This window comes from Mesorhizobium sp. LMG 17147 (assembly GCF_024297145.1).
Lineage (GTDB): Bacteria > Pseudomonadota > Alphaproteobacteria > Rhizobiales > Rhizobiaceae > Mesorhizobium.
Genome location: NZ_JANCTC010000001.1, coordinates 664736 through 684556 on the forward strand (window position 1 = coordinate 664736; position 19821 = coordinate 684556).

The 19821-nt window shown below is 62.3% G+C and carries 18 protein-coding genes and 1 pseudogene; 11 read left to right on the top strand and 8 right to left on the bottom strand.

Annotation, left to right across the window (positions count from 1 at the left end; translation table 11 throughout):
* Window positions 1-33 precede the first annotated feature (33 nt).
* The 9 genes from NMG46_RS03225 to NMG46_RS03265 all read left to right on the top strand — a co-directional run bounded on the left by NMG46_RS03225 (window position 34) and on the right by NMG46_RS03265 (window position 10635).
* Window positions 34-684 (top strand): RNA-binding protein, encoded by a 651-nt coding sequence (locus tag NMG46_RS03225; RefSeq protein ID WP_254816267.1) that lies wholly within the window; start codon window positions 34-36, stop codon window positions 682-684.
* On the top strand, window positions 681-3245 hold the full coding sequence (gene infB, locus NMG46_RS03230) for a translation initiation factor IF-2 (RefSeq protein WP_254816268.1): 2565 nt from the start codon (window positions 681-683) through the stop codon (window positions 3243-3245). Before NMG46_RS03225 ends, infB begins: the two co-directional genes overlap by 4 nt.
* Before the next feature lie 213 nt (window positions 3246-3458).
* Complete coding sequence (locus NMG46_RS03235) at window positions 3459-3809, top strand: hypothetical protein (protein ID WP_254816269.1); 351 nt, start codon at window positions 3459-3461, stop codon at window positions 3807-3809.
* Between the two features lie 96 nt (window positions 3810-3905).
* Window positions 3906-4331 (top strand): 30S ribosome-binding factor RbfA, encoded by a 426-nt coding sequence (gene rbfA, locus NMG46_RS03240; RefSeq protein WP_254816270.1) that lies wholly within the window; start codon window positions 3906-3908, stop codon window positions 4329-4331.
* On the top strand, window positions 4331-5284 hold the full coding sequence (truB, locus tag NMG46_RS03245) for a tRNA pseudouridine(55) synthase TruB (RefSeq protein WP_254816271.1): 954 nt from the start codon (window positions 4331-4333) through the stop codon (window positions 5282-5284). The genes rbfA and truB overlap by 1 nt, the downstream gene beginning before the upstream one ends.
* A gap of 146 nt (window positions 5285-5430) precedes the next feature.
* Window positions 5431-6525, top strand: coding sequence for a magnesium/cobalt transporter CorA (corA, locus tag NMG46_RS03250; RefSeq protein ID WP_254816272.1), 1095 nt, complete (start codon window positions 5431-5433; stop codon window positions 6523-6525).
* 140 nt (window positions 6526-6665) lie between these two features.
* Complete coding sequence (gene rpsO / locus NMG46_RS03255) at window positions 6666-6977, top strand: 30S ribosomal protein S15 (RefSeq protein ID WP_280940423.1); 312 nt, start codon at window positions 6666-6668, stop codon at window positions 6975-6977.
* 408 nt (window positions 6978-7385) lie between these two features.
* Window positions 7386-9533: a polyribonucleotide nucleotidyltransferase gene (gene pnp, locus NMG46_RS03260; protein WP_254816273.1), complete on the top strand. Its 2148-nt coding sequence runs from the start codon at window positions 7386-7388 to the stop codon at window positions 9531-9533.
* Window positions 9534-9621: 88 nt separating this feature from the next.
* Window positions 9622-10635, top strand: coding sequence for a class I SAM-dependent methyltransferase (locus tag NMG46_RS03265; protein ID WP_254816274.1), 1014 nt, complete (start codon window positions 9622-9624; stop codon window positions 10633-10635).
* 36 nt (window positions 10636-10671) lie between these two features.
* On the opposite strand, the gene fabI is transcribed toward NMG46_RS03265, so the two are convergent.
* From fabI to fabA, 3 genes are all read right to left on the bottom strand, one after another.
* Window positions 10672-11484: an enoyl-ACP reductase FabI gene (fabI, locus tag NMG46_RS03270; RefSeq protein ID WP_254816275.1), complete on the bottom strand. Its 813-nt coding sequence runs from the start codon at window positions 11482-11484 to the stop codon at window positions 10672-10674.
* Between the two features lie 13 nt (window positions 11485-11497).
* On the bottom strand, window positions 11498-12718 hold the full coding sequence (fabB, locus tag NMG46_RS03275) for a beta-ketoacyl-ACP synthase I (RefSeq protein ID WP_254816276.1): 1221 nt from the start codon (window positions 12716-12718) through the stop codon (window positions 11498-11500).
* Between the two features lie 121 nt (window positions 12719-12839).
* On the bottom strand, window positions 12840-13358 hold the full coding sequence (fabA, locus tag NMG46_RS03280; protein ID WP_254816277.1) for a 3-hydroxyacyl-[acyl-carrier-protein] dehydratase FabA: 519 nt from the start codon (window positions 13356-13358) through the stop codon (window positions 12840-12842).
* A 240-nt stretch (window positions 13359-13598) separates the two neighbouring features.
* On the opposite strand from fabA, the gene irrA reads away from it, so the two are divergent.
* The gene (gene irrA, locus NMG46_RS03285; protein WP_023676913.1) at window positions 13599-14030 is read left to right on the top strand and encodes an iron response transcriptional regulator IrrA; all 432 of its coding nucleotides are present in this window, start codon (window positions 13599-13601) and stop codon (window positions 14028-14030) included.
* Window positions 14031-14283: 253 nt separating this feature from the next.
* On the opposite strand, the gene NMG46_RS03290 is transcribed toward irrA, so the two are convergent.
* Window positions 14284-14841, bottom strand: a complete 558-nt coding sequence (locus tag NMG46_RS03290) for an SH3 domain-containing protein (protein WP_254816278.1) — start codon at window positions 14839-14841, stop codon at window positions 14284-14286.
* A 155-nt stretch (window positions 14842-14996) separates the two neighbouring features.
* Between NMG46_RS03290 and NMG46_RS03295 the strand changes: the two genes are divergently transcribed.
* Window positions 14997-15998, top strand: coding sequence for a D-glycerate dehydrogenase (locus NMG46_RS03295; RefSeq protein ID WP_254816279.1), 1002 nt, complete (start codon window positions 14997-14999; stop codon window positions 15996-15998).
* A gap of 71 nt (window positions 15999-16069) precedes the next feature.
* Here the strand turns inward: NMG46_RS03295 and NMG46_RS03300 are convergent.
* The 4 genes and pseudogenes from NMG46_RS03300 to dnaN all read right to left on the bottom strand — a co-directional run.
* A pseudogene (locus tag NMG46_RS03300) lies at window positions 16070-16552 on the bottom strand (GNAT family N-acetyltransferase); the annotation flags it as partial.
* Window positions 16549-17310: a molybdopterin-synthase adenylyltransferase MoeB gene (locus tag NMG46_RS03305; RefSeq protein WP_254816280.1), complete on the bottom strand. Its 762-nt coding sequence runs from the start codon at window positions 17308-17310 to the stop codon at window positions 16549-16551. The gene NMG46_RS03305 and the pseudogene NMG46_RS03300, both read right to left, overlap by 4 nt.
* Window positions 17311-17387: 77 nt before the next feature.
* Window positions 17388-18536, bottom strand: coding sequence for a DNA replication/repair protein RecF (recF, locus tag NMG46_RS03310; RefSeq protein WP_254816281.1), 1149 nt, complete (start codon window positions 18534-18536; stop codon window positions 17388-17390).
* 26 nt (window positions 18537-18562) lie between these two features.
* Window positions 18563-19681 carry a DNA polymerase III subunit beta gene (gene dnaN / locus NMG46_RS03315; RefSeq protein ID WP_023676920.1) on the bottom strand — a complete coding sequence of 373 codons (1119 nt, stop codon included), beginning with the start codon at window positions 19679-19681 and terminating at the stop codon, window positions 18563-18565.
* Window positions 19682-19821: the final 140 nt, after the last annotated feature.

Here is a 19821-nt window from a genome sequence, read left to right on the forward strand (position 1 = left end):
AACCGCATCGCACCGAACCCGCCCTTGGACGAGATGAACGATCGCACCTGCATCGTCACCCGCAGGCAAGCCGAACCGGATGAACTGATCCGTTTCGTCGTCGGCCCGGATTCGGCCGTCGTTCCGGACATCAAGAGAAACCTGCCCGGCCGCGGTTGCTGGGTGACGGCCGACCGCCTACATATAGACAAGGCAGCGGCGAAAAACCTGTTTGCCCGTGCTTTCAAGGCGCAGGTGAGCGTGCCAGCCGATCTTGGCGGTATGGTCGACGCGCTGCTTTCCAGGTCCGCTCTGGGCATGCTTGGCCTGGCCCGCAAGGCGGGCGCCATAGCGCTCGGAGCGACCAAGGTCGAGAGCGCGGTGCGCGGCGGACTTGCACTTTTCGTGCTCCACGCGACCGAGGCTTCCGACGATGGCGTCCGCAAGATAAGCCAGGCGCGACGGGCAACCATCCACCTCGGCGGGCCTGCGATCCGCGCTTACAAACTTTTCTCCGAGGCCGAGTTGAGCTTGGCATTGGGGGGTACAAATGTGATACATGCTGCCGTTCTCGCGGGAGACGCGGGCAGGGCGGTTCAGAAGCGCATGGTTGCGCTCGACCGATATCGGGGCGGTTCCCCGGACGATCTGGCAATGCTTGCGGCCGTTGCTGACGAAGATGATGCCGCAGAGGATATGGAATGAGCGATACGAAATCGGGCGACGACAAGACGCTGAGTGTTACGCCGAAGAAGACCTTGACGCTGAAGCGCCCCGGTATGGAACAGGGCACGGTGCGCCAGAACTTCTCGCATGGCCGCACCAAGTCGGTGGTCGTCGAGACCAAGAAGCGCAAGTTCTCGCTGCCTGCAGACAAGCCGGAGCCGGCGGCGGCGCCTGTGTCCGTTTTCACGCCGAAGCCGGTTGCGGCAGCGCCTGCCGTGCAGGAAGCTCCCAAGGCGCCGCCTCCGCCGCCGGTCGAACGCGGCGGCATGGTGCTGAACGAGTTGTCGCGCCAGGAAATGGAAGCACGCCGCCGGGCGCTCGAGGGCTCGAAGGTCCGCGATGTCGAGGATCGCCAGCGCGCCATCGAGGAGGCCAAGCGCCGCAGCGAGGACGAAGAGCGCCGCCGCCGCGAGCGCGAGGAATCGGCTCGGCGTCAGGCCGAGGAAGAGGCACGGCTGCAAGCCGAGGCCGAATCCCGCCGCCGTGCCGAGGAAGAGGCGCGCCGCCGTGCGCCGCTCGCCGCCGAACTGGCAACAGTCGATGACGAGGAAGAGGTCAAGCCGAAGCGGACCGGTGCCGGTGCACCAGTGCGCCGTCTGGTCACGCCCGAAGTGGCGCGTCCTGCCAAGCCGACCAAGGGCGAGGAAGACCGCCGCCGCGGCAAGCTGACGCTGAATTCGGCTCTTTCCGACGAGGATGCGCGCGCCCGCTCGCTCTCGTCGATGCGCCGTCGTCAGGAGAAATTCAAGCGCGCGTTGCATAACGAGCCACGCGAGAAAGTCATGCGTGAAGTGATCCTGCCCGAAACCATCACCATCCAGGAGCTGGCGCAGCGCATGTCCGAGCGCGCTGTCGACGTGGTCAAGTTCTTCATGAAGCAGGGCCAGATCCTGAAGCCTGGAGACGTCATCGACGCCGACACGGCCGAACTGGTCGCCACCGAATTTGGCCACACGGTCCGCCGCGTCGCCGAGTCCGACATCGAAGAGGGCCTGTTCAACATCGCGGATCGTCCCGAGGACCTGCAGCCGCGTCCGCCGGTGGTAACGATCATGGGCCATGTCGATCACGGCAAGACCTCGTTGCTCGATGCCATCCGCAATGCCAACGTCGTGTCCGGCGAAGCCGGCGGCATTACCCAGCATATCGGCGCTTATCAGGTCGAGAAGAACGGTCACAAGATCACGTTCATAGACACGCCCGGCCACGCCGCCTTCACGGCGATGCGTGCCCGCGGTGCCCAGGCGACCGATATCGCCATCCTCGTGGTGGCAGCCGACGACAGCGTCATGCCGCAGACGATCGAATCGATCAATCACGCCAAGGCGGCCGGCGTTCCGATAATCGTGGCGATCAACAAGATCGACAAGCATGACGCCGATCCGCAGAAGGTGCGCTCGGAACTGCTGCGCCACGAGGTGTTCGTCGAATCCATGGGCGGCGAGGTGCTGGATGTCGAGGTGTCGGCGACCAAGGGCATCAATCTCGACAAGTTGCTCGAAGCGATCCTGCTGCAGGCCGAAATCCTCGACCTGAAGGCCAATCCGGATCGCACCGCCGAAGGCGTGGTCATCGAAGCCCAGCTCGACAAGGGCCGCGGCCCGGTCGCTACCGTGCTGGTGCAGACCGGCACGTTGATGCCGGGCGACATTCTCGTCGCCGGCAACGAATGGGGCCGGGTACGCGCGCTCGTCAATGATCGCGGCGAGCAGGTCAAGGAAGCGCCGCCGGCAATGCCGGTGGAAGTCCTCGGTCTGCAAGGTACGCCGCTGGCCGGCGACCGCTTCGCCGTTGTCAACAACGAGGCCCGAGCCCGCGAGATCACCGAATATCGCCAGCGTCTGGCGCGTGAGAAGGCGGTGGCCAGGCATGCCGGCCAGCGCGGCTCGCTTGAACAGATGATGTCGCAATTGCAGACAAGCGGATTGAAGGAATTCCCGCTGGTCATCAAGGGCGACGTGCAGGGTTCGATCGAGGCGATCAACGCAGCGCTCGACAATCTCGGCACCGACGAGGTGCGCGCCCGCATCGTCCATGCGGGAGCTGGCGGCATCACCGAAAGCGACGTGTCGCTGGCGGAAACCTCGGGGGCTGCGATCATCGGCTTCAACGTTCGCGCCAACGCGCAGGCCCGCGCAGCCGCGGCTGCGGCAGGCATCGAGATCCGCTACTATTCGATCATCTACAATCTGGTTGATGATGTGAAAGCGGCGCTCTCCGGCCTGCTCTCGCCGGAGCGTCGTGAGACCTTCATCGGCAATGCCGAGATCCTCGAGATCTTCGACATCACCAAGGTCGGCAAGATCGCCGGCTGCCGTGTCACCGAAGGTAAGGTCGAGCGTGGTGCGGGCGTGCGCCTGATCCGCGACAATGTCGTCATCCACGAAGGCACGCTGAAGACCCTGAAGCGCTTCAAGGACGAAGTTTCGGAAGTTCCGGCCGGCCAGGAATGCGGCATGGCCTTCCAGAACTACGAGGACATGCGCGTCGGTGACGTCATCGAGTGCTTCCGCGTCGAGATGGTGACCAGGACGCTGTAGTGTCGGCATATGGAGCAAGAACGAAGCCTTGAGTACCGCTTTGTTCTGTCTCCTGCCGATTTTTCAGGGGTCTACTCAAGGGCGCGGAGCGAAAGTCGTCTCGGCGCCCTGAGACGGTTGTTTTATTGCTTTCTCGTTGGCATTCCGCTTGTGCTTGTCACAAACTATCTCGACGGCTCCGGTGCTTTGGCCGGAGTCGCGGGAGTTGTGGGCATGATGACCATTGTCACGGGTATCATGATCAATCTCGGCCCCATTCTGGCGAGGCGAGTCGAGGTTGCTCATTTCGAGCCTGAACCCACCATGATCCGAATGGATGTCGCCGGCATCTCAAAGCGTGCCGCAGATACAGAGATCCACATCGGATGGAAATCCGTAAGCCGAGTTACTCTGACCGAATTCGGCATCGGTTTTGTGACGCAAGAGGGTGGCTGGTTTATTCCGATGAGTGCATTTGGGTCCGAGAGCGATTTGAAAGCCGAATACGACAGGATCGTTTCGTTCATGGTCTCATTACAGGCCGGCCCGGAGACAGAGCATTCAGTGCCGCGCACCTTACATTAGCTGAGGTGCAGGTTCCTTGGGGTAGCCAAGCCGGATCAACGGCGCTAAGTCAACCGTTTGAGGCGGTTCGAACCCGCACTGAGAGAAGAGATTTTCATGCCAAGACCACCATCGGCTGGCCCATCCCAGCGCATGCTGCGCGTCGGCGAGCAGGTGCGCCATGCGCTGTCCGAGACCTTGCAGCGCGGCGAGATCCTCGATCCGCTGATCGAGAATGCCGTGGTCTCGGTCTCCGAAGTGCGCATGTCGCCCGATCTGAAGATCGCCACCGCCTTCGTCTCGCCGCTTGGCGCCAAGGATGCCGGTGCGGTGGTCGAAGCGCTCAACAAGCATGCGAAGTTCGTCCGCGGCCGCGTCTCCGGCGCGCTGCGGCAGATGAAGTACATGCCGGAATTCCGCTTCCGGCTCGACACCAGCTACGACAATTTCCAGAAGATCAACGAATTGCTGCACTCGCCCGAAGTGGCGCGCGATCTCAGCGCCGACGACAAAGACAAAGACGACCGGAAGGATAGCGAATAGTGGCGCGTCGCGGCAAGAAGAAGGGCCGGCCGATCTCGGGCTGGCTGGTACTGGACAAGCCGGTCGGCATGGGCTCGACCGAAGCCGTGTCCAAGATCAAATGGCTGTTCCAGGCGGAAAAGGCCGGCCACGCCGGCACGCTCGACCCGCTCGCGTCCGGCATGCTGCCGATCGCGCTCGGCGAAGCGACCAAGACCGTGCCTTACGTCCAGGACGGCGCCAAGGTCTACCGCTTCACGGTTGCCTGGGGCGAGGAGCGTTCGACCGACGACCTCGAAGGCCCGGCGACCAAAAGCTCGGACCGCCGTCCGGCGGAAGCCGACGTGCTGGCGCTGCTTTCGAAATATACCGGCGTCATCATGCAGACGCCGCCGCAATTTTCGGCGATCAAGATCGCCGGCGAGCGCGCTTATGACCTTGCCCGCGATGGCGAGACGGTCGACATTCCGGCACGCGAGGTCGAGATCGGCCGGCTCGACCTGGTCGAGCATATGGTCGATCGCACCATCTTCGAGGTCGAATGCGGCAAGGGCACCTATGTCCGCTCGCTGGCGCGCGACATGGGCCGCGACCTCGGCTGCTTCGGCCACATTGCCGAGCTGCGGCGGGTCGAGGTCGAGCCGTTCACGCAGGAAGATTTCGTCACCCTGGCCGAGCTGGAAGCCGCCCGCTTCGGCGAGCAGGGCGAGCCGCAAGCAGCGGACGCCACGACCGACTTCGGTGCCATCGATGCACTTCTGGTCGACACCGCCGCCGCGCTCGAATGCCTGCCGCAGGTCGCGATCAGCGATGATGCGGCAACCAAAATCCGCCTCGGCAATCCGGTCATCATTCGCGGCCGTGACGCGCCGGTGGAAGCGGAGGAGGCCTGCGCCACCGCGCGCGGCAAGTTGGTCGCCATCGGCGCTATCGAGCAAGGCATGTTCAAGCCAAAGCGGGTCTTTATCGGGTAACAGCTGTCGCCCGGCGCATGATCTCCAAACCGGATTCTATTTTGGGAAACGATCATGTGTTAAATCAACGGGGCTACGGTGCCGTTTGCCGTCCGAAAGGATGCGCTGCGCTGTAGTGCCGTTCGACGCTGCGCTCGAGGGGGCACATGGCAAAGGCTGACACGGTCAACAAACGAGCGGCGCTCAAAACACGGAGGCCGCCGGTCGGGGCTTCGCCGGGCACGCTGATCGCCGACCCGGCGGCGCGCCGCTCCGAGCTCAGGCTGACGTTGATCTCGCCCGAGAAGTTCAAGACGATCGACAATGCCAGCATCGACGACGTCAACACCCATTGCCACAATTGGCCGGTCATCTGGCTCGACTGCACAGGCCTCGCCAATATCCAGCTGATCGAGGAGATCGGCCGGATTTTCAACCTGCATCCGCTGGCGCTGGAAGACGTCGTCAACACCGGTCAGCGGCCGAAGGTGGATTTCTTCGAGGACCACGCCTTTGTCGTCGTCAGGATGATCGACGACGTCACCGCGCACCGTTACGAACAGATCGCCGTCTTCTTCGGCAAGACCTTCGTCGTCACCTTCCAGGAGCGCGAAGGCGACCCATTCGATCCCGTGCGCAAGCGGATCGCAAGCTCGGTGCCCAACCGCTTGCGCTCGCGCGGCGCCGACTATCTCGCTTATGCTTTGATCGACGCCATCGTCGACAGCTATTTCCCGCCGATCGAGGCTGCTGGCGAATTGGTCGATAGCATCGAGGACCAGATGCTGCACCAGGCGCACAAGCACCAGATGCGGCAGCTTCACGAATTGCGGCGCGATGCCAATGTGCTGAAGGGCGTGCTTTGGCCGATGCGCGATGCGCTGGCGACCATGATCCGCAACGACGTGCCTTATGTGAAGGCCGAAACCAAGATATTCCTGAACGACACGCTCGATCATTCGCTGCGATTGATCGAACTGGTCGAGACCCAGCGCGACATGCTGACCGGCCTGATCGAGATGCACTTGTCGCTCAGCCAGGCGCGCACCAACGACGTCATCAGCTATCTGACGATCGTCTCGGTGATCTTCATGCCGCTTACCTTTCTCGTCGGCGTATGGGGCATGAATTTCGACCCCGACACCTCGCCCTGGAATATGCCGGAGCTGAAGGCCTATTACGGCTATCCCCTGTCGCTCGCCTTCATGGCGCTTGTTGCGGTCGGGCTCTTTGCGTACTTCAAATGGAAGAAATGGCTCTGACTAGGCGGAAGTGCCCGTTTATGCAGCGAAAAGCCGGCTTGTGAATTAGGCTGGCCTTTTTGTCGGAATTGCACTATATGCGCCGCAGCTTCGCGCTTTGACGCGTTGCTTGCACCGGCCCCTGCTGGACGACATCCCGGCTGAGGGCGTCCCGTTTCCTCAAACAGACAAGGAAAAACACGATGTCGATTACTGCCGAACGCAAGAAGGAATTGATGGGCGAATTCGCAACCGCCAAGGGCGATACCGGGTCTCCGGAAGTTCAGGTGGCCATCCTTTCCGAGCGCATCAAGAACCTGACCGATCATTTCAAGGACCACAAGAAGGATAACCATTCCCGCCGTGGTCTGCTCGCTCTCGTTTCCCAGCGCCGCAGCCTGCTTGATTATCTCAAGCGCAAGGACGACGCGCGCTATCAGACGCTGATCGAGAAGCTCGGTCTGCGCCGTTGACGAATTGACCGGCGGGTTCTTTCGAGAGCCCGCCGGTCGCGCATTGGAGCAGCGGATCATCCAAGGCTCCAATGAAGAAAGCAGAGCGCCGCGCACCGGTTTGGCTGCGCAAAGGACGCTCTGAAGTTTTAGATTTGCGCAGGATACTTTCCGAAAACCTGGTTTTCGGGTTCACGCGCAAGGCCAGTCGGATCGATTGGCCAACCCGGTTTCGAAACAGCAGAGGGCCACTCGAAACCGCCCATGGACGGTCATGGGGCAGGATTGCAGGACGCTCGTGCGGCACCGCGCCGAATAGCCGAGCTTCCCGTTGTCTTGCCCGTGGCTGCCCGAGAAAGGAAGCCAAGGGAAAGGGGCATCCGCGCACGCTGAAACGGCGCGGCCCTTTCCGCATACGAAGGACAAGACATGTTCAATTACCACAAAGTGGAAATCGAATGGGGCGGCCGCCCGCTCATTCTCGAAACCGGCAAGATCGCGCGTCAGGCTGATGGCGCGGTGCTGGCCACCTACGGCGAAACCAAGGTTCTCGCCACCGTCGTCTCGATGAAGGAGCCGAAACCCGGCCTCGATTTCTTCCCGCTGACGGTCAACTACCAGGAAAAGACTTACGCCGCAGGCAAGATCCCGGGTGGCTATTTCAAGCGGGAAGGCCGTCCGAGCGAGAAGGAAACGCTGGTTTCCCGCCTGATCGACCGCCCGATCCGCCCGCTCTTCGCCGAAGGCTACAAGAACGACACGCAGATCGTCGTCACTGTCGTCCAGCACGATCTCGAAAATGATCCGGACATCCTGTCGATCGTCGCCACCTCCGCCGCCCTGACCTTGTCCGGCGTGCCGTTCATGGGCCCGGTCGGCGGCGCCCGCGTCGGCTACATCAACGGCGAATATGTGCTCAATCCGCATGTCGACGAGATGCAGGAATCGAAGCTCGACCTGGTCGTCGCCGGCACCGCCGACGCCGTGCTGATGGTCGAGTCCGAAGCCAAGGAACTCGGCGAGGACCTTATGCTGGGCGCCGTCATGTTCGGCCACAGGGGATTCCAGCCGGTGATCGACGCGATCATCAAGCTGGCTGAAGTCGCGGCCAAGGACCCGCGCGACTTCACCGCGCCGGACTATTCTGCACTTGAAGCCGAGATGCTCAAGATCGTCGAAGGCGAGCTTCGCGACGCCTACAAGATCACCGACAAGCAGAAGCGCTATGCCGCCGTCGACGCCGTCAAGGCGAAGGTCAAGGCCGCGTTCGCGCCGGCAGAAGGCGAAGAGGCCAAGTACACGTCCGAACAGATCGGCACCGTGTTCAAGGAACTCCAGGCCAAGGTCGTGCGCTGGAACATCCTCGACACCGGCTCGCGCATCGACGGCCGCGACCTGAAGACGGTCCGCAAGATCGTCTCGGAAGTCGGCGTCCTGCCGCGCACGCACGGCTCGGCGCTGTTCACCCGTGGCGAGACCCAGGCACTGGTCGTCGCCACGCTCGGCACCGGCGAGGACGAACAGTATGTCGATTCGCTGACCGGCATGTACAAGGAGAAGTTCCTCCTGCACTACAACTTCCCTCCCTATTCGGTCGGTGAAACCGGCCGCATGGGTTCGCCAGGCCGCCGCGAAATCGGTCATGGCAAGCTCGCCTGGCGCGCCATCCGGCCGATGCTGCCGACCGCCGACCAGTTCCCCTATACGTTGCGCGTCGTTTCGGAGATCACCGAGTCCAACGGTTCGTCATCGATGGCTACCGTCTGCGGCACCTCGCTGGCGCTGATGGATGCCGGCGTGCCGCTGGCCAAGCCGGTCGCCGGTATTGCAATGGGCCTGATCAAGGAAGGCGAGCGCTTCGCCGTGCTCTCCGACATTCTTGGCGACGAGGACCACCTCGGCGACATGGACTTCAAGGTTGCCGGCACCGCCTACGGCATCACCTCGCTGCAGATGGACATCAAGATCGAGGGCATCACCGAGGAGATCATGAAGATCGCCCTCGACCAGGCCAAGGAAGGCCGTCAGCACATTCTTGGCGAAATGGCCCATGCCCTGTCCGGCGCGCGTGCCGAGCTCGGCGAGTTCGCACCGCGCATCGAGGTCATGCACATTCCGACCGACAAGATCCGCGATGTGATAGGCTCGGGCGGCAAGGTCATCCGCGAAATCGTCGAAAAGACCGGTGCCAAGATCAACATTGAGGATGACGGCACGGTCAAGATCGCTTCGGCCAACGCCAAGGAGATCGAGGCAGCGAAGAAGTGGATCCACACCATCGTCGCTGAGCCGGAAGTCGGTGAGATCTACGAAGGCACGGTCGTCAAGACCGCCGACTTCGGCGCTTTCGTCAACTTCTTCGGCCCGCGGGACGGTCTCGTCCACATCTCGCAGCTCGCCAATGATCGTGTCGCCAAGACCTCCGATGTCGTCAAGGAAGGCGACAAGGTCTGGGTCAAGCTGATGGGCTTCGACGAGCGCGGCAAGGTCCGCCTGTCGATGAAGGTCGTCGACCAGGCCACCGGCAAGGAAATCGCTCGCGACAAAAAGAGCGAAGGCGAAGAAAACGCCGCCTAAGCTGATCTAACTATGCAATCGAAGCGGGCGCGCCGGAAGGTCGCGCCCGTTTGCATTCAACAACAGCCTTGCAGTTCAAGAGTGGTGAATGTCCGCCGAGCCGCTGAAGACGCTTTTCCATCCTTTCGTGGCAGGGGCTGTGTCCCTGCCACGAAAGGATGAATGCATTCTCTTTCTCGGTGCCGAGCCCGGCTTTCGCTTACCCGCAGGCTTTGATGCCAAGCTTCATCTCGTCCAAGGCTTCAGACCGCATTTTCGTGCCTTGCAGGCATCCGGCTTCACTGTCACGCCGCAGGTCGAAGGCGAGGCTTTCGACGCGGCATTTGTGCTCGCCGGCCGCCATCGCGGCCAAAACGAGTTGCGCGTCGCCGAAGCGGTCGAACGCGTGGCACCAGGCGGGTTGATCGTCGTCGCCGGCGGCAAGGACGATGGCATCGCCAGCCTGCGCAAGCATGTCGGCGCCCTTGTGCCGCTCGAAGGCCACCTGCCGAAGCATCACGGCATTGCCTTCTGGTTTCACCGGCCGACCGATACCGTTGCCGCGGCAACGCTTCGCGCCGCCAATCCGGACTTGGTGGTCGAGGACCACTTCCGCACGGCCCCAGGCATGTTTTCCTTCGACAAGATCGATGCGGGATCGAAGCTGCTGGTCGAAAATCTGCCCAACGATCTGCGTGGTAGTGTTGCGGATTTCTGTGCCGGTTGGGGCTATGTCGCTGCCGAGGTCGCCGCCCGCTCACCCGGCATATCGGCGCTTGACCTTTACGAAGCGGATTTCGAGGCGCTGGAGGCGGCCAAAACCAATGTCGGCAACACTGGCGTGGAGCCACGTTTCTTCTGGACAGATCTTTTGAGCGAACCGGTCGAGCGCCGCTACGATGTGGTCGTCATGAACCCGCCCTTTCACCGCAGCCGGGCGACTGAGCCGGAAATCGGTGCCGGTATGATCCGCGCGGCAGGCAAAGCGCTGAAGCCGGGCGGCCGGTTGTTCATGGTGGCAAACCGTCAGCTTCCCTACGAACCGGTGCTGGCGGCCGGCTTCTCCACCCATGGCGAGCTCGCCCGCGACGGCATGTTCACGGTCTTCTTGGCGCGACGCTGAAACGCTGCGGCGCAAGCCGGCGACACGTCGCTCGCGCTATTCCCGTCCGGCGTCGGTTTGCTTCAACTCGTCAAGCGTCGGCATGGACACGATGTGATAGCCGGAATCGACATAGTGGATTTCGCCGGTGACGCCGGACGACAGGTCGGACAGCAAATAGAGCGCGGAGCCGCCGACTTCGTCGATCGTGACCGTACGGCGTAGCGGCGAGTTGCGCTGCTGGTAGGAGAACATGTGGCGTGCGTCGGAAATCCCGGCGCCCGCAAGCGTCCGTACCGGTCCCGCCGATATGCCGTTCACCCTGATGCCGCGCGGGCCGTAGTCGTTGGCTAGATAGCGGACGCTGGCCTCCAGCCCGGCCTTGGCAACACCCATGACGTTGTAGTTCGGCATGACGCGAACCGAACCCGCATAAGTCAGCGTGATCATCGAGCCGCCGTCCTTCATCAACGTGGCGGCGTGGCGGGCAACCTCGGTGAAGGAATAGCAGGAGATCACCATGGTGCGGATGAAATTGTCGCGGCTGGTGTCGGCGTAGAGGCCTTTCAGCTCGTTCTTGTCGGAAAAGCCGATGGCGTGAACGATGAAGTCCAGCCCGCCCCACGCCTTGCCCAAGGTCTCGAAGGTGGCGGCGACCGACGCGCTGTCCTCGACGTCGCAAGGCACCACCAGCGATGCGCCCAGCTTCTCGGCGAGCGGCTTGACCCGGCGTCCGAAGGCGTCGCCCTGATAGGTGAAGGCGAGTTCCGCGCCATGTTCGGACAGTTTGCGGGCGATACCCCAGGCGATCGAATGATCGTTGGCAACACCCATGACAAGCCCGCGCTTGCCCTTCATCAATCCGTCCATGGTCGGCAAATCCTTATGCGGAATAGCGCTGGAAAATCAGCGTTGCGTTGGTGCCACCGAAACCGAACGAATTGGACAAAACGGTGTCGATCCTTGCATCGTCGATGCGCTTGCGCACGATCGGCATGCCCTCGAATTCCGGATCGAGGTTGTCAATGTGGGCGCTCTCGCCGATGAAGCCACCTTGCATCATCAGGATCGAGTAGATCGATTCCTGCACGCCGGCCGCGCCCAGCGAATGGCCGGTCAGCGATTTGGTCGACGTGATGAAAGGCATCTTCTCGCCGAATACCTCGCGGATGGCGCCCATTTCCTTGGAGTCCCCGACCGGTGTCGAGGTGCCGTGTGTATTGATGTAGTCGACCGGCGAGGACACCGTTGCGAGCGCCTGCTTCATGCAGCGCGCCGCGCCTTCGCCCGATGGCGCCACCATGTCGTAGCCGTCCGAGGTCGCGCCATAGCCGACGATCTCGGCATAGATCTTGGCGCCGCGGGCCTTGGCATGCTCGAGCTCTTCAAGAATCAGCACGCCGGCGCCGCCGGCAATGACGAAACCGTCGCGATCGACGTCGTAGGCGCGGGAGGCGACCGATGCCCTGTCGTTGAACTTGGACGACATCGCGCCCATGGCATCGAAGAGATCCGACATCGTCCAGTCGAGATCCTCATGGCCGCCGGCGAAGACGATGTCCTGCTTGCCCCACTGGATCAGCTCGTAGCCATTGCCGATGCAATGCGCAGACGTCGAGCAGGCCGATGAGATCGAATAGTTGACGCCGTGGATCTTGAACCAGGTGGCAAGCGTCGCCGACGCGGTCGACGACATCGCCTTTGGCACCGCGAACGGCCCGATCCGCTTGGGACTGCCGTTCTTGATCGTGGTCTCGGCCGCTTCGACGATTGCTCGGGTCGACGGGCCGCCGGAGCCCATCACGATGCCGGTGCGCTCGTTGGTGATGTCGGTCTCGTCGAGGCCGGCGTCTGCGATCGCCTGGTCCATTGCGACGTGGTTCCAGGCAGCACCCTGCGACAGGAAGCGCATGGCGCGACGGTCGATCATGCCCGATGGATCCAGCGTCGGCGCACCCCACACCCGGCAACGGAAGCCATGCTCGGCGAAAGAGTCGGAGAAGCTGATGCCGGATCTGGCATCGTGCAGCGAGGTCTGCACCTCGTTGGCATTGTTGCCTATCGACGACACGATGCCGAGACCTGTGACTACGACCCGTCTCATTCGCAACTCCTTCCAGCGCGGACCCCGAACCTGAAATCAATTTCCGGAACGGAACCATGCGCAAATTAAAGTGCTACAGCGTCCTTTGGACGTCCAAGACGTGGCACTGTAGGGTCTTCGTTCAGACGGCGGCCGGTTGCTTGGACAGACCGACCTTCAGATCCGTTGCCGCGTATATGGGCTCGCCATCTGCCTTCAGCCAGCCATCGGCGATGCCAAGCACAAGCCGACCGCGCATCACTCGCTTGAAGTCGACGCCATACTCCACCTTCTTGACCGAGGGCGTGACCATGCCTTTGAACCTCACCTCGCCGGTCGACAGCGCCATCCCCTTGCCGGGTTCACCGAGCCATCCGAGATAGAACCCCGTCAACTGCCACATGGCGTCCAGGCCCAGGCATCCCGGCATGATCGGATTGCCGATGAAATGGCAGGCGAAAAACCACAAATCCGGCTTGATATCGAATTCCGCGCGGATGAAACCCTTGTCGAACGCACCGCCAGTTTCGCTGATCTCGGTGATGCGGTCGAACATCAGCATCGGCGGATAGGGCAGCTGCGCATTTCCCGGTCCGAACAGCTCGCCGCGGGCGCAGGCAAGCAATTCCTCGTAACCGTAGCTGGATTTCGAACCCGCCATCAATCTCGTCCCCGTGATCGTCCCGGGCGATAGGCGCCCTTGTCGGTGGTTTCCTAACACAATCTGTTTCAGGCCGGAAACCGGCGTTTGCGCTTAACCTGCCCGTCTGCCCGGGTCAATGCGCGCTATTGATCGCATTCGGTCGACAGAATATATGTCACGATACGTTCAGTTTCGGCAGATGCTCAATTTCTGCCATTTTGGGCGTGTCTGAGGCGGAACTGTGAGCGCAACGGGTAGATGGATCTGGGTTGCCGGAAGGATAATGTCGCTGTGGACAAGCGGGTTCGCGAGGCCGGTCTGAGGCCGACACGCCAGCGCATCGCGCTGGCCGATCTGCTTTTCGCCAAGGGCGACCGCCATCTTTCGGCCGAGGAACTGCACGAGGAGGCGCTTGCCGCCGGCGTGCCGGTGTCCCTGGCCACCGTCTACAATGCTCTGCACCAGTTTACCCAGGCAGGTCTTCTGCGCATCCTTGCCGTCGAGGGATCGAAGACTTATTTCGACACCAACACATCCGATCACCATCATTTCTATATCGAGGGCGAAAACAGGATTTTCGATATCGACAGCGGCCCGGTGACGGTTTCCAACCTGCCGGAACCGCCGGAAGGCATGGAGATCGCCAATGTCGATATCGTGGTGAGACTGCGTCCGAAACGCTGCGACTGACCGGCGCCTTATGAATTCCTGGATTTGACGCTCCGGCTTTGAATGGGTCGCCGTCGCGGTGGCGGCTTTTGTCTTCTATGCGATCGCTGGTGTTCCTGGTGGTTGTTTGGGATATGGCTTGAAGCTGTCGAGCAGTTTCCAGGATACCCATCTCGGCCGCATCGGCCGCTAAACCATCCCCGAACCGAAGATCAGCGAAACAAGTGCCGGATCCGGTGCTTGCCGTGCTGGCCCGACCTGCGGTCCAGAAGCGTCAGTTCTTGACCTTTTCGCCGGGATAGGCACCCCAAACGAGCGACTGCGCGAGCCAGCCGGTATGACCGTCGAAGGTCATTTCGCACCACTGGCCATCGCAGGACTTGATCGTGCCCATCACCCCCGGTTCGAGGATCGCGATGACGCCAGCATCTTTTGCCGGGTCGTCTAGGAGGTTGACGCGAGCGTCCTTGCCGCGCTGCCAGGGGGCGACGATCGCCGTGCGGCGGCCCGAAAGCAGCGACTGATTGATCCAGCCTTCCGAGCCGTCGGCATCGCGCACACGGCGCCACGTATCGAACTCCTGGATGATCTCCATCGGCAGGCCTGGCTTCATATACATCCAGTCGACGGAATAATTGACGCCCGGCCCAACGCGCGAGTTGACGCGGCCGGATTTCAGGCTGACGAAGCGCGGCAGCGGCAAGCCGCTTGGTCCGAGCGTGACGCTCTGGGCGGGTGCCGCGGCACTTTGCGCCATCACCAGTGGGCTATGGATGAGAGCGCCGAGGAATGCTGCACTGAGGGTCAGGCGGATCGACGCGAAACCAGACACTTTCGTTCCTTTCGGCGTCGGCCCATCGGCCTTCGCCCCTTTTTCTTTGTCTTCGGCGGAACCGCTTGTTACATGAATGACCGGTACCGCGATCGGCTCTCAGTTTCGCCGTTCTTGGTTAAAGAGGTCTCAACGAGATCGGGTTCGAGGAAACAATGGCAGGCAAAAAGAAGCCCCTCGTCATCATCACGCGCAAATTGCCCGACCCGGTCGAGACCCGCATGCGCGAGTTGTTCGACGCCCGCTTAAATGTCGAGGACAGGCCGATGACGCAGCCGGAATTGGTGGCGGCGGTCAAGGAGGCCGACGTGCTGGTGCCGACCGTGACCGACAATATCGATGCGGCGCTGATTGCCCAGGCTGGCGACAACCTCAAGCTGATCGCCAATTTTGGCAATGGCGTTGACAAGATCGATGTTGCGGCAGCGGCCAAGAAAGGCATCACCGTCACCAACACGCCGAACGTGTTGACCGAAGATACGGCCGACATGACCATGGCGCTAATGCTGGCCGTGCCGCGGCGGCTGGCCGAAGGCGCCAACGTGCTGACCGGCGACAAGAAATGGGCGGGCTGGTCGCCGACCTGGATGCTCGGCCGGCGCATCTGGGGCAAACGGCTCGGCATTGTCGGCATGGGTCGCATCGGCACCGCCGTCGCCAGGCGCGCCAAGGCCTTTGGCCTCTCGATCCACTACCACAACCGCCACCGCGTGCTTCCGGCAATCGAGGACGAGTTGGAAGCGACGTATTGGGAAAGCCTCGACCAGATGCTCGCCCGCATGGACATTATCTCGGTCAATTGCCCATCGACACCGGCAACCTTCCACCTGCTTTCGGCGCGGCGGCTGGCGCTTCTGCAACCGTCAGCTTACATAGTCAACACCGCGCGCGGCGATATCATCGATGAGGAATCGTTGGTCAAGCTCATCCATGACGGCAAGATCGCCGGCGCCGGCCTCGACGTCTACGAGCACGAGCCCGCGCTGAACAGCAAGTTGCTGAAGCTTGCCCACAAAGGCAAGGTCGTGCTGCTGCCGCATATGGGCTCGGCCACCCTCGAAGGCCGTATCGACATGGGCGAGAAGGTAATCATCAACATCCGCGCCTTCTTCGACGGTCATCGCCCGCCCGACCGCGTGCTGCCGCTGAGGGCGTGACCTGCCATCGCGCCGGCATGGTCTTGCCGCGGCAACCGCGCGTTCGTCTTTGGATAGCGTTTGCCTACGGGAAGCATCTTGCGCATGGTGATCGAGGTCGGCCGGTCGTAGCCCTTGTGCGCCGTCCGTTCGGTTTCACGAAAACCGAGGCGGGCAAAGGCTGCGTGATTTCCGGTCAGCTCGATCCGGGTCTGGAGCTCGATGGCGGTCCTGTTGTGGCTACGGGCAAGATCTTCGACGGCCTGCATCAGCTGTTTTCCGACGCCTTGTCCCTGAAGCGTCGGCTCGACCGCGAGCTTTCCAATATAGAGGTCGTCTGCGCGCTTCAGGACGAAGACGCAACCGACGATCTCGTTTTCCTTCAGGGCCAGGAATGCTGTCTCCTCCAGCGCTCTAGCCCTGAGATTTTCAACGGTAAGTCGATGCGCCGAGGACGGCGGGTCAATAACCCCGTCCATGAAGGCGAAGGCGCGCATGATTAGAGCCAGAACCTCGTCCCATCGGTCGAAATCGGCCGCAAGCTGCACAATGGAGACCTCGGCAGGCTGGCTCACGGGCTGGTTCGCTTGTAGCGGATCGTGTCGAAGCGTGCCGCCAGCGCATCGTAGAGCAACAGTCGCCCGACCAGCGGCTCGCCAATCCCGGTGATCAGCTTGATCGCTTCCATTGCTTGCAGCGTGCCGATGACCCCGGTCAGCGCGCCGACAATGCCGGCCACCGCGCAGGACGGCACCAGTCCCGGCGGCGGTGCTTCGGGAAAAAGATCGCGGTAGCTTGGGTTCGACTTGCCGTCCGGGCCGGTCTCGAAAGGCTTCAGTACGGTGACCGAGCCGTCGAAGCGGCCAACGGCGGCATGCACGAGTGGCCGGCTTTCGGCGGCGCAGGCGTCGGCCACTGCGTAGCGTGTTTCGAAATTGTCGGAGCCGTCAACGACGATGTCATAACGGGCGATGAGGGCAGGGGCGGTGTCTGCGGTCAGCCTGAAATTGTGCTCTTCCACGACGACGTTTGGATTGATGCGGATGATCGCAGCCTTGGCACTGTCGGTCTTTGCCATGCCGACCATGTCCGTGCCGTGGATCACTTGTCGTTGCAAGTTGGAAAGGGAGACACTGTCGTCATCGACGATACCGAGCGTGCCAACGCCCGCAGCGGCGAGATATTCGAGCACCGGCGCACCCAATCCGCCGGCGCCGATGACCAGCACCCGCGCCCGCTTTAGCCGCTGCTGGCCGGCGCCGCCGATTTCGGGCAGCACTATGTGGCGGGCGTAGCGTTCGAGCTCTTCGTCGGTAAGGGCGGCTGTGATCATCCCCGGAACCTTATAACGGAGGAAAAAACTTGTCAGGCATCAATACGTGCCGCTCAGAAATGCGCCATGGCCGAAGGTCAAATGGTCGGCCTGACCTTACCGTGATCTACGGTCAGGAACTGCGCTCGTCCCTTGAGGCTGTCAAACAACGCGGCATCGGTCCCGGTCATGAAGGCCTGGCAGTTCAGTTCCTCCAGGATCGAGAACAAGGCCGCCCGTCGACCGCCGTCGAGATGGGCGGCAATCTCGTCGAGCAGCAGGATCGGCGTCATGCCCGATATTTCGCCGGTTAGCCGCGCGTGCGATAAGACGATGCCGACCAGCAGCGCCTTCTGCTCGCCGGTCGAACAGAGCTCGGCTGGCATCGCTTTGGGCCGGTGGCGCACCACGAGGTCGGTACGGTGCGGGCCGTCGAGCGTGCGCCCGGCGGTGCGGTCGCGGTCGCGCCCCTGGGCAAGGGCGCGACGGAACCGTTCCTCCACGTCGACGGCCGGTAAAATACCGATTTCGCCTTCCAGTTCGCCCGAGATACCGATGTCGGCTTGCGGAAACGGTCCGTCGCCGGGCAGCCGGTCGATCATGGCGGCGAGCAGGCGCACCAGTTCGGCACGCGCCGCGGCAATTGCCACGCCGGTCTCGGCCATTTGCATCTCGATTGCATCGAACCACGCACTGTCGCGCGAACCGTCGGCGAGCAGCCTGTTGCGGCCGCGCATTGCCTTTTCGTAGTCAAGCGCGCGCTGGCCGTGGCCGGGATCGATCGCAAGCACCAGCCGGTCGAGGAAGCGCCGACGATCGGCCGCCGGCCCGGGGAACAGGCCGTCCATAGCCGGTGTCAACCAGATCACGCGCAGCCATTCCAGCATGTCTTCGGCTGAGCGTGCCGCCGCGCCGTTGATCCGCACTCGCCGGCCGCCTTCGCCGTCGCTGCCCGCTATTCCGGTACCGATCTCGACCTGGCCTTCCGGCCCGTCAAGCCGGGCATGCAGCGCAAAGCCACCATCACCGCCTTCGCGCGCCACCTCGGCATAGGGTGCGCGGCGCAGGCCGCGGCCAGGCGTGAGCAGCGAGATCGCTTCAAGCAGATTGGTTTTTCCGGCGCCATTGTCGCCGGAAAAAACCACGGCGCCGGGATCAAGGTCGATTGCCAACGCCGCATAGTTGCGGAAATTCGTAAGTGTAAGCTTACTTATGTAGGTCTGCTGCGGTTTTGCAGATTTGGTCACGACAGCAAGATGGCCCCGTTCGGGCCCTACACCCGCATCGGCATCAGCACGTAGAGCGCCGTCTCGTCGGCCATATCGTGGATCAGCGTCGGGGAACCGGCATCCGCCAGCATGAACTTCGCCTCCGTGCCGGTCAGTTGCGCGGCAACGTCGAGCAGGTATTTGGCGTTGAAGCCGATCTCGATCGGATCAGACGAATAGTCGGCCGCCAGTTCCTCGGTGGCACTGCCCGAATCCGGGTTGTTGACCGCAAGCGTGACCTGTCCTTCGGCGATCGAAAGCTTCACCGCCCGGCCGCGTTCGGACGAAATGGTCGAAACGCGATCGACAGCAGCGGCGAAACTCTGGCGATCGATAATCAGCTTCTTGTCGTTGCCGGTCGGAATGACGCGCTGGTAGTCCGGGAAAGTGCCGTCGATCAGCTTGGAGGTCAAGATAACGCTGCCGATGGTGAAACGGATCTTGGTGTCGGACAACTCGGTGGTGACTGCAACATCGGGATCGTCGACCAGCTTTTGCAGCTCGCTGACCGTCTTTCGCGGGATGATGACGCCAGGCATGCCCTCAGAGCCTGCCGGCGCATCGATCTCGGCGCGCGCCAGCCGGTGGCCGTCGGTCGCGACAGAGCGCAGTTTCAGCTTGCCGCCGGCCTCGTGCGTGTGCAGATAAATGCCGTTCAGATAATAGCGCGTCTCCTCGGTCGAGATGGCGAACTGGGTCTTTTCGATGAGGCCCTTTAGTCCGACGGAATCGAGTCGGAAAATATGCGAGAACGACCCGGCTGAAAGTTCGGGAAAGTCGGACTGCGGCAGGCACTGCAGGCGGAAGCTCGAGCGCCCCGACGTCACCGTCATGGCGTTGCCGTCTTCGTCGGTCTTCAGCGCCACCTCCGCGCCGTCGGCAAGCTTGCGCACGATGTCGTAGAGCAGATGCGCCGGGACCGTTGTCGCCCCGCCGCGTTCGACCTTTGCCGGCGTCGCTTCGGTCACCTCCAGGTCGAGGTCGGTCGCCTTCATTTCAAGGCTGGCCCCCTCGGCGCTGAGCAGCACGTTCGACAGGATCGGAATGGTGTTGCGCCGCTCGACCACGCGGTGAACATGGTTGAGAGACTTCAGGAGATTTGACCGTTCCAGGATAACACGCATGACGAAACAGGCTCGCTTGAATGAATGAACGGGTCTCCGGCAAGCGGCGCCCCGCGAAAGGTCTGAACAGGCTCAGAATCTGCGTAAACTGACAGGAAAAACCCGGCAAACGCAAGCCCGCGCCACCGGTTCGGACCGGC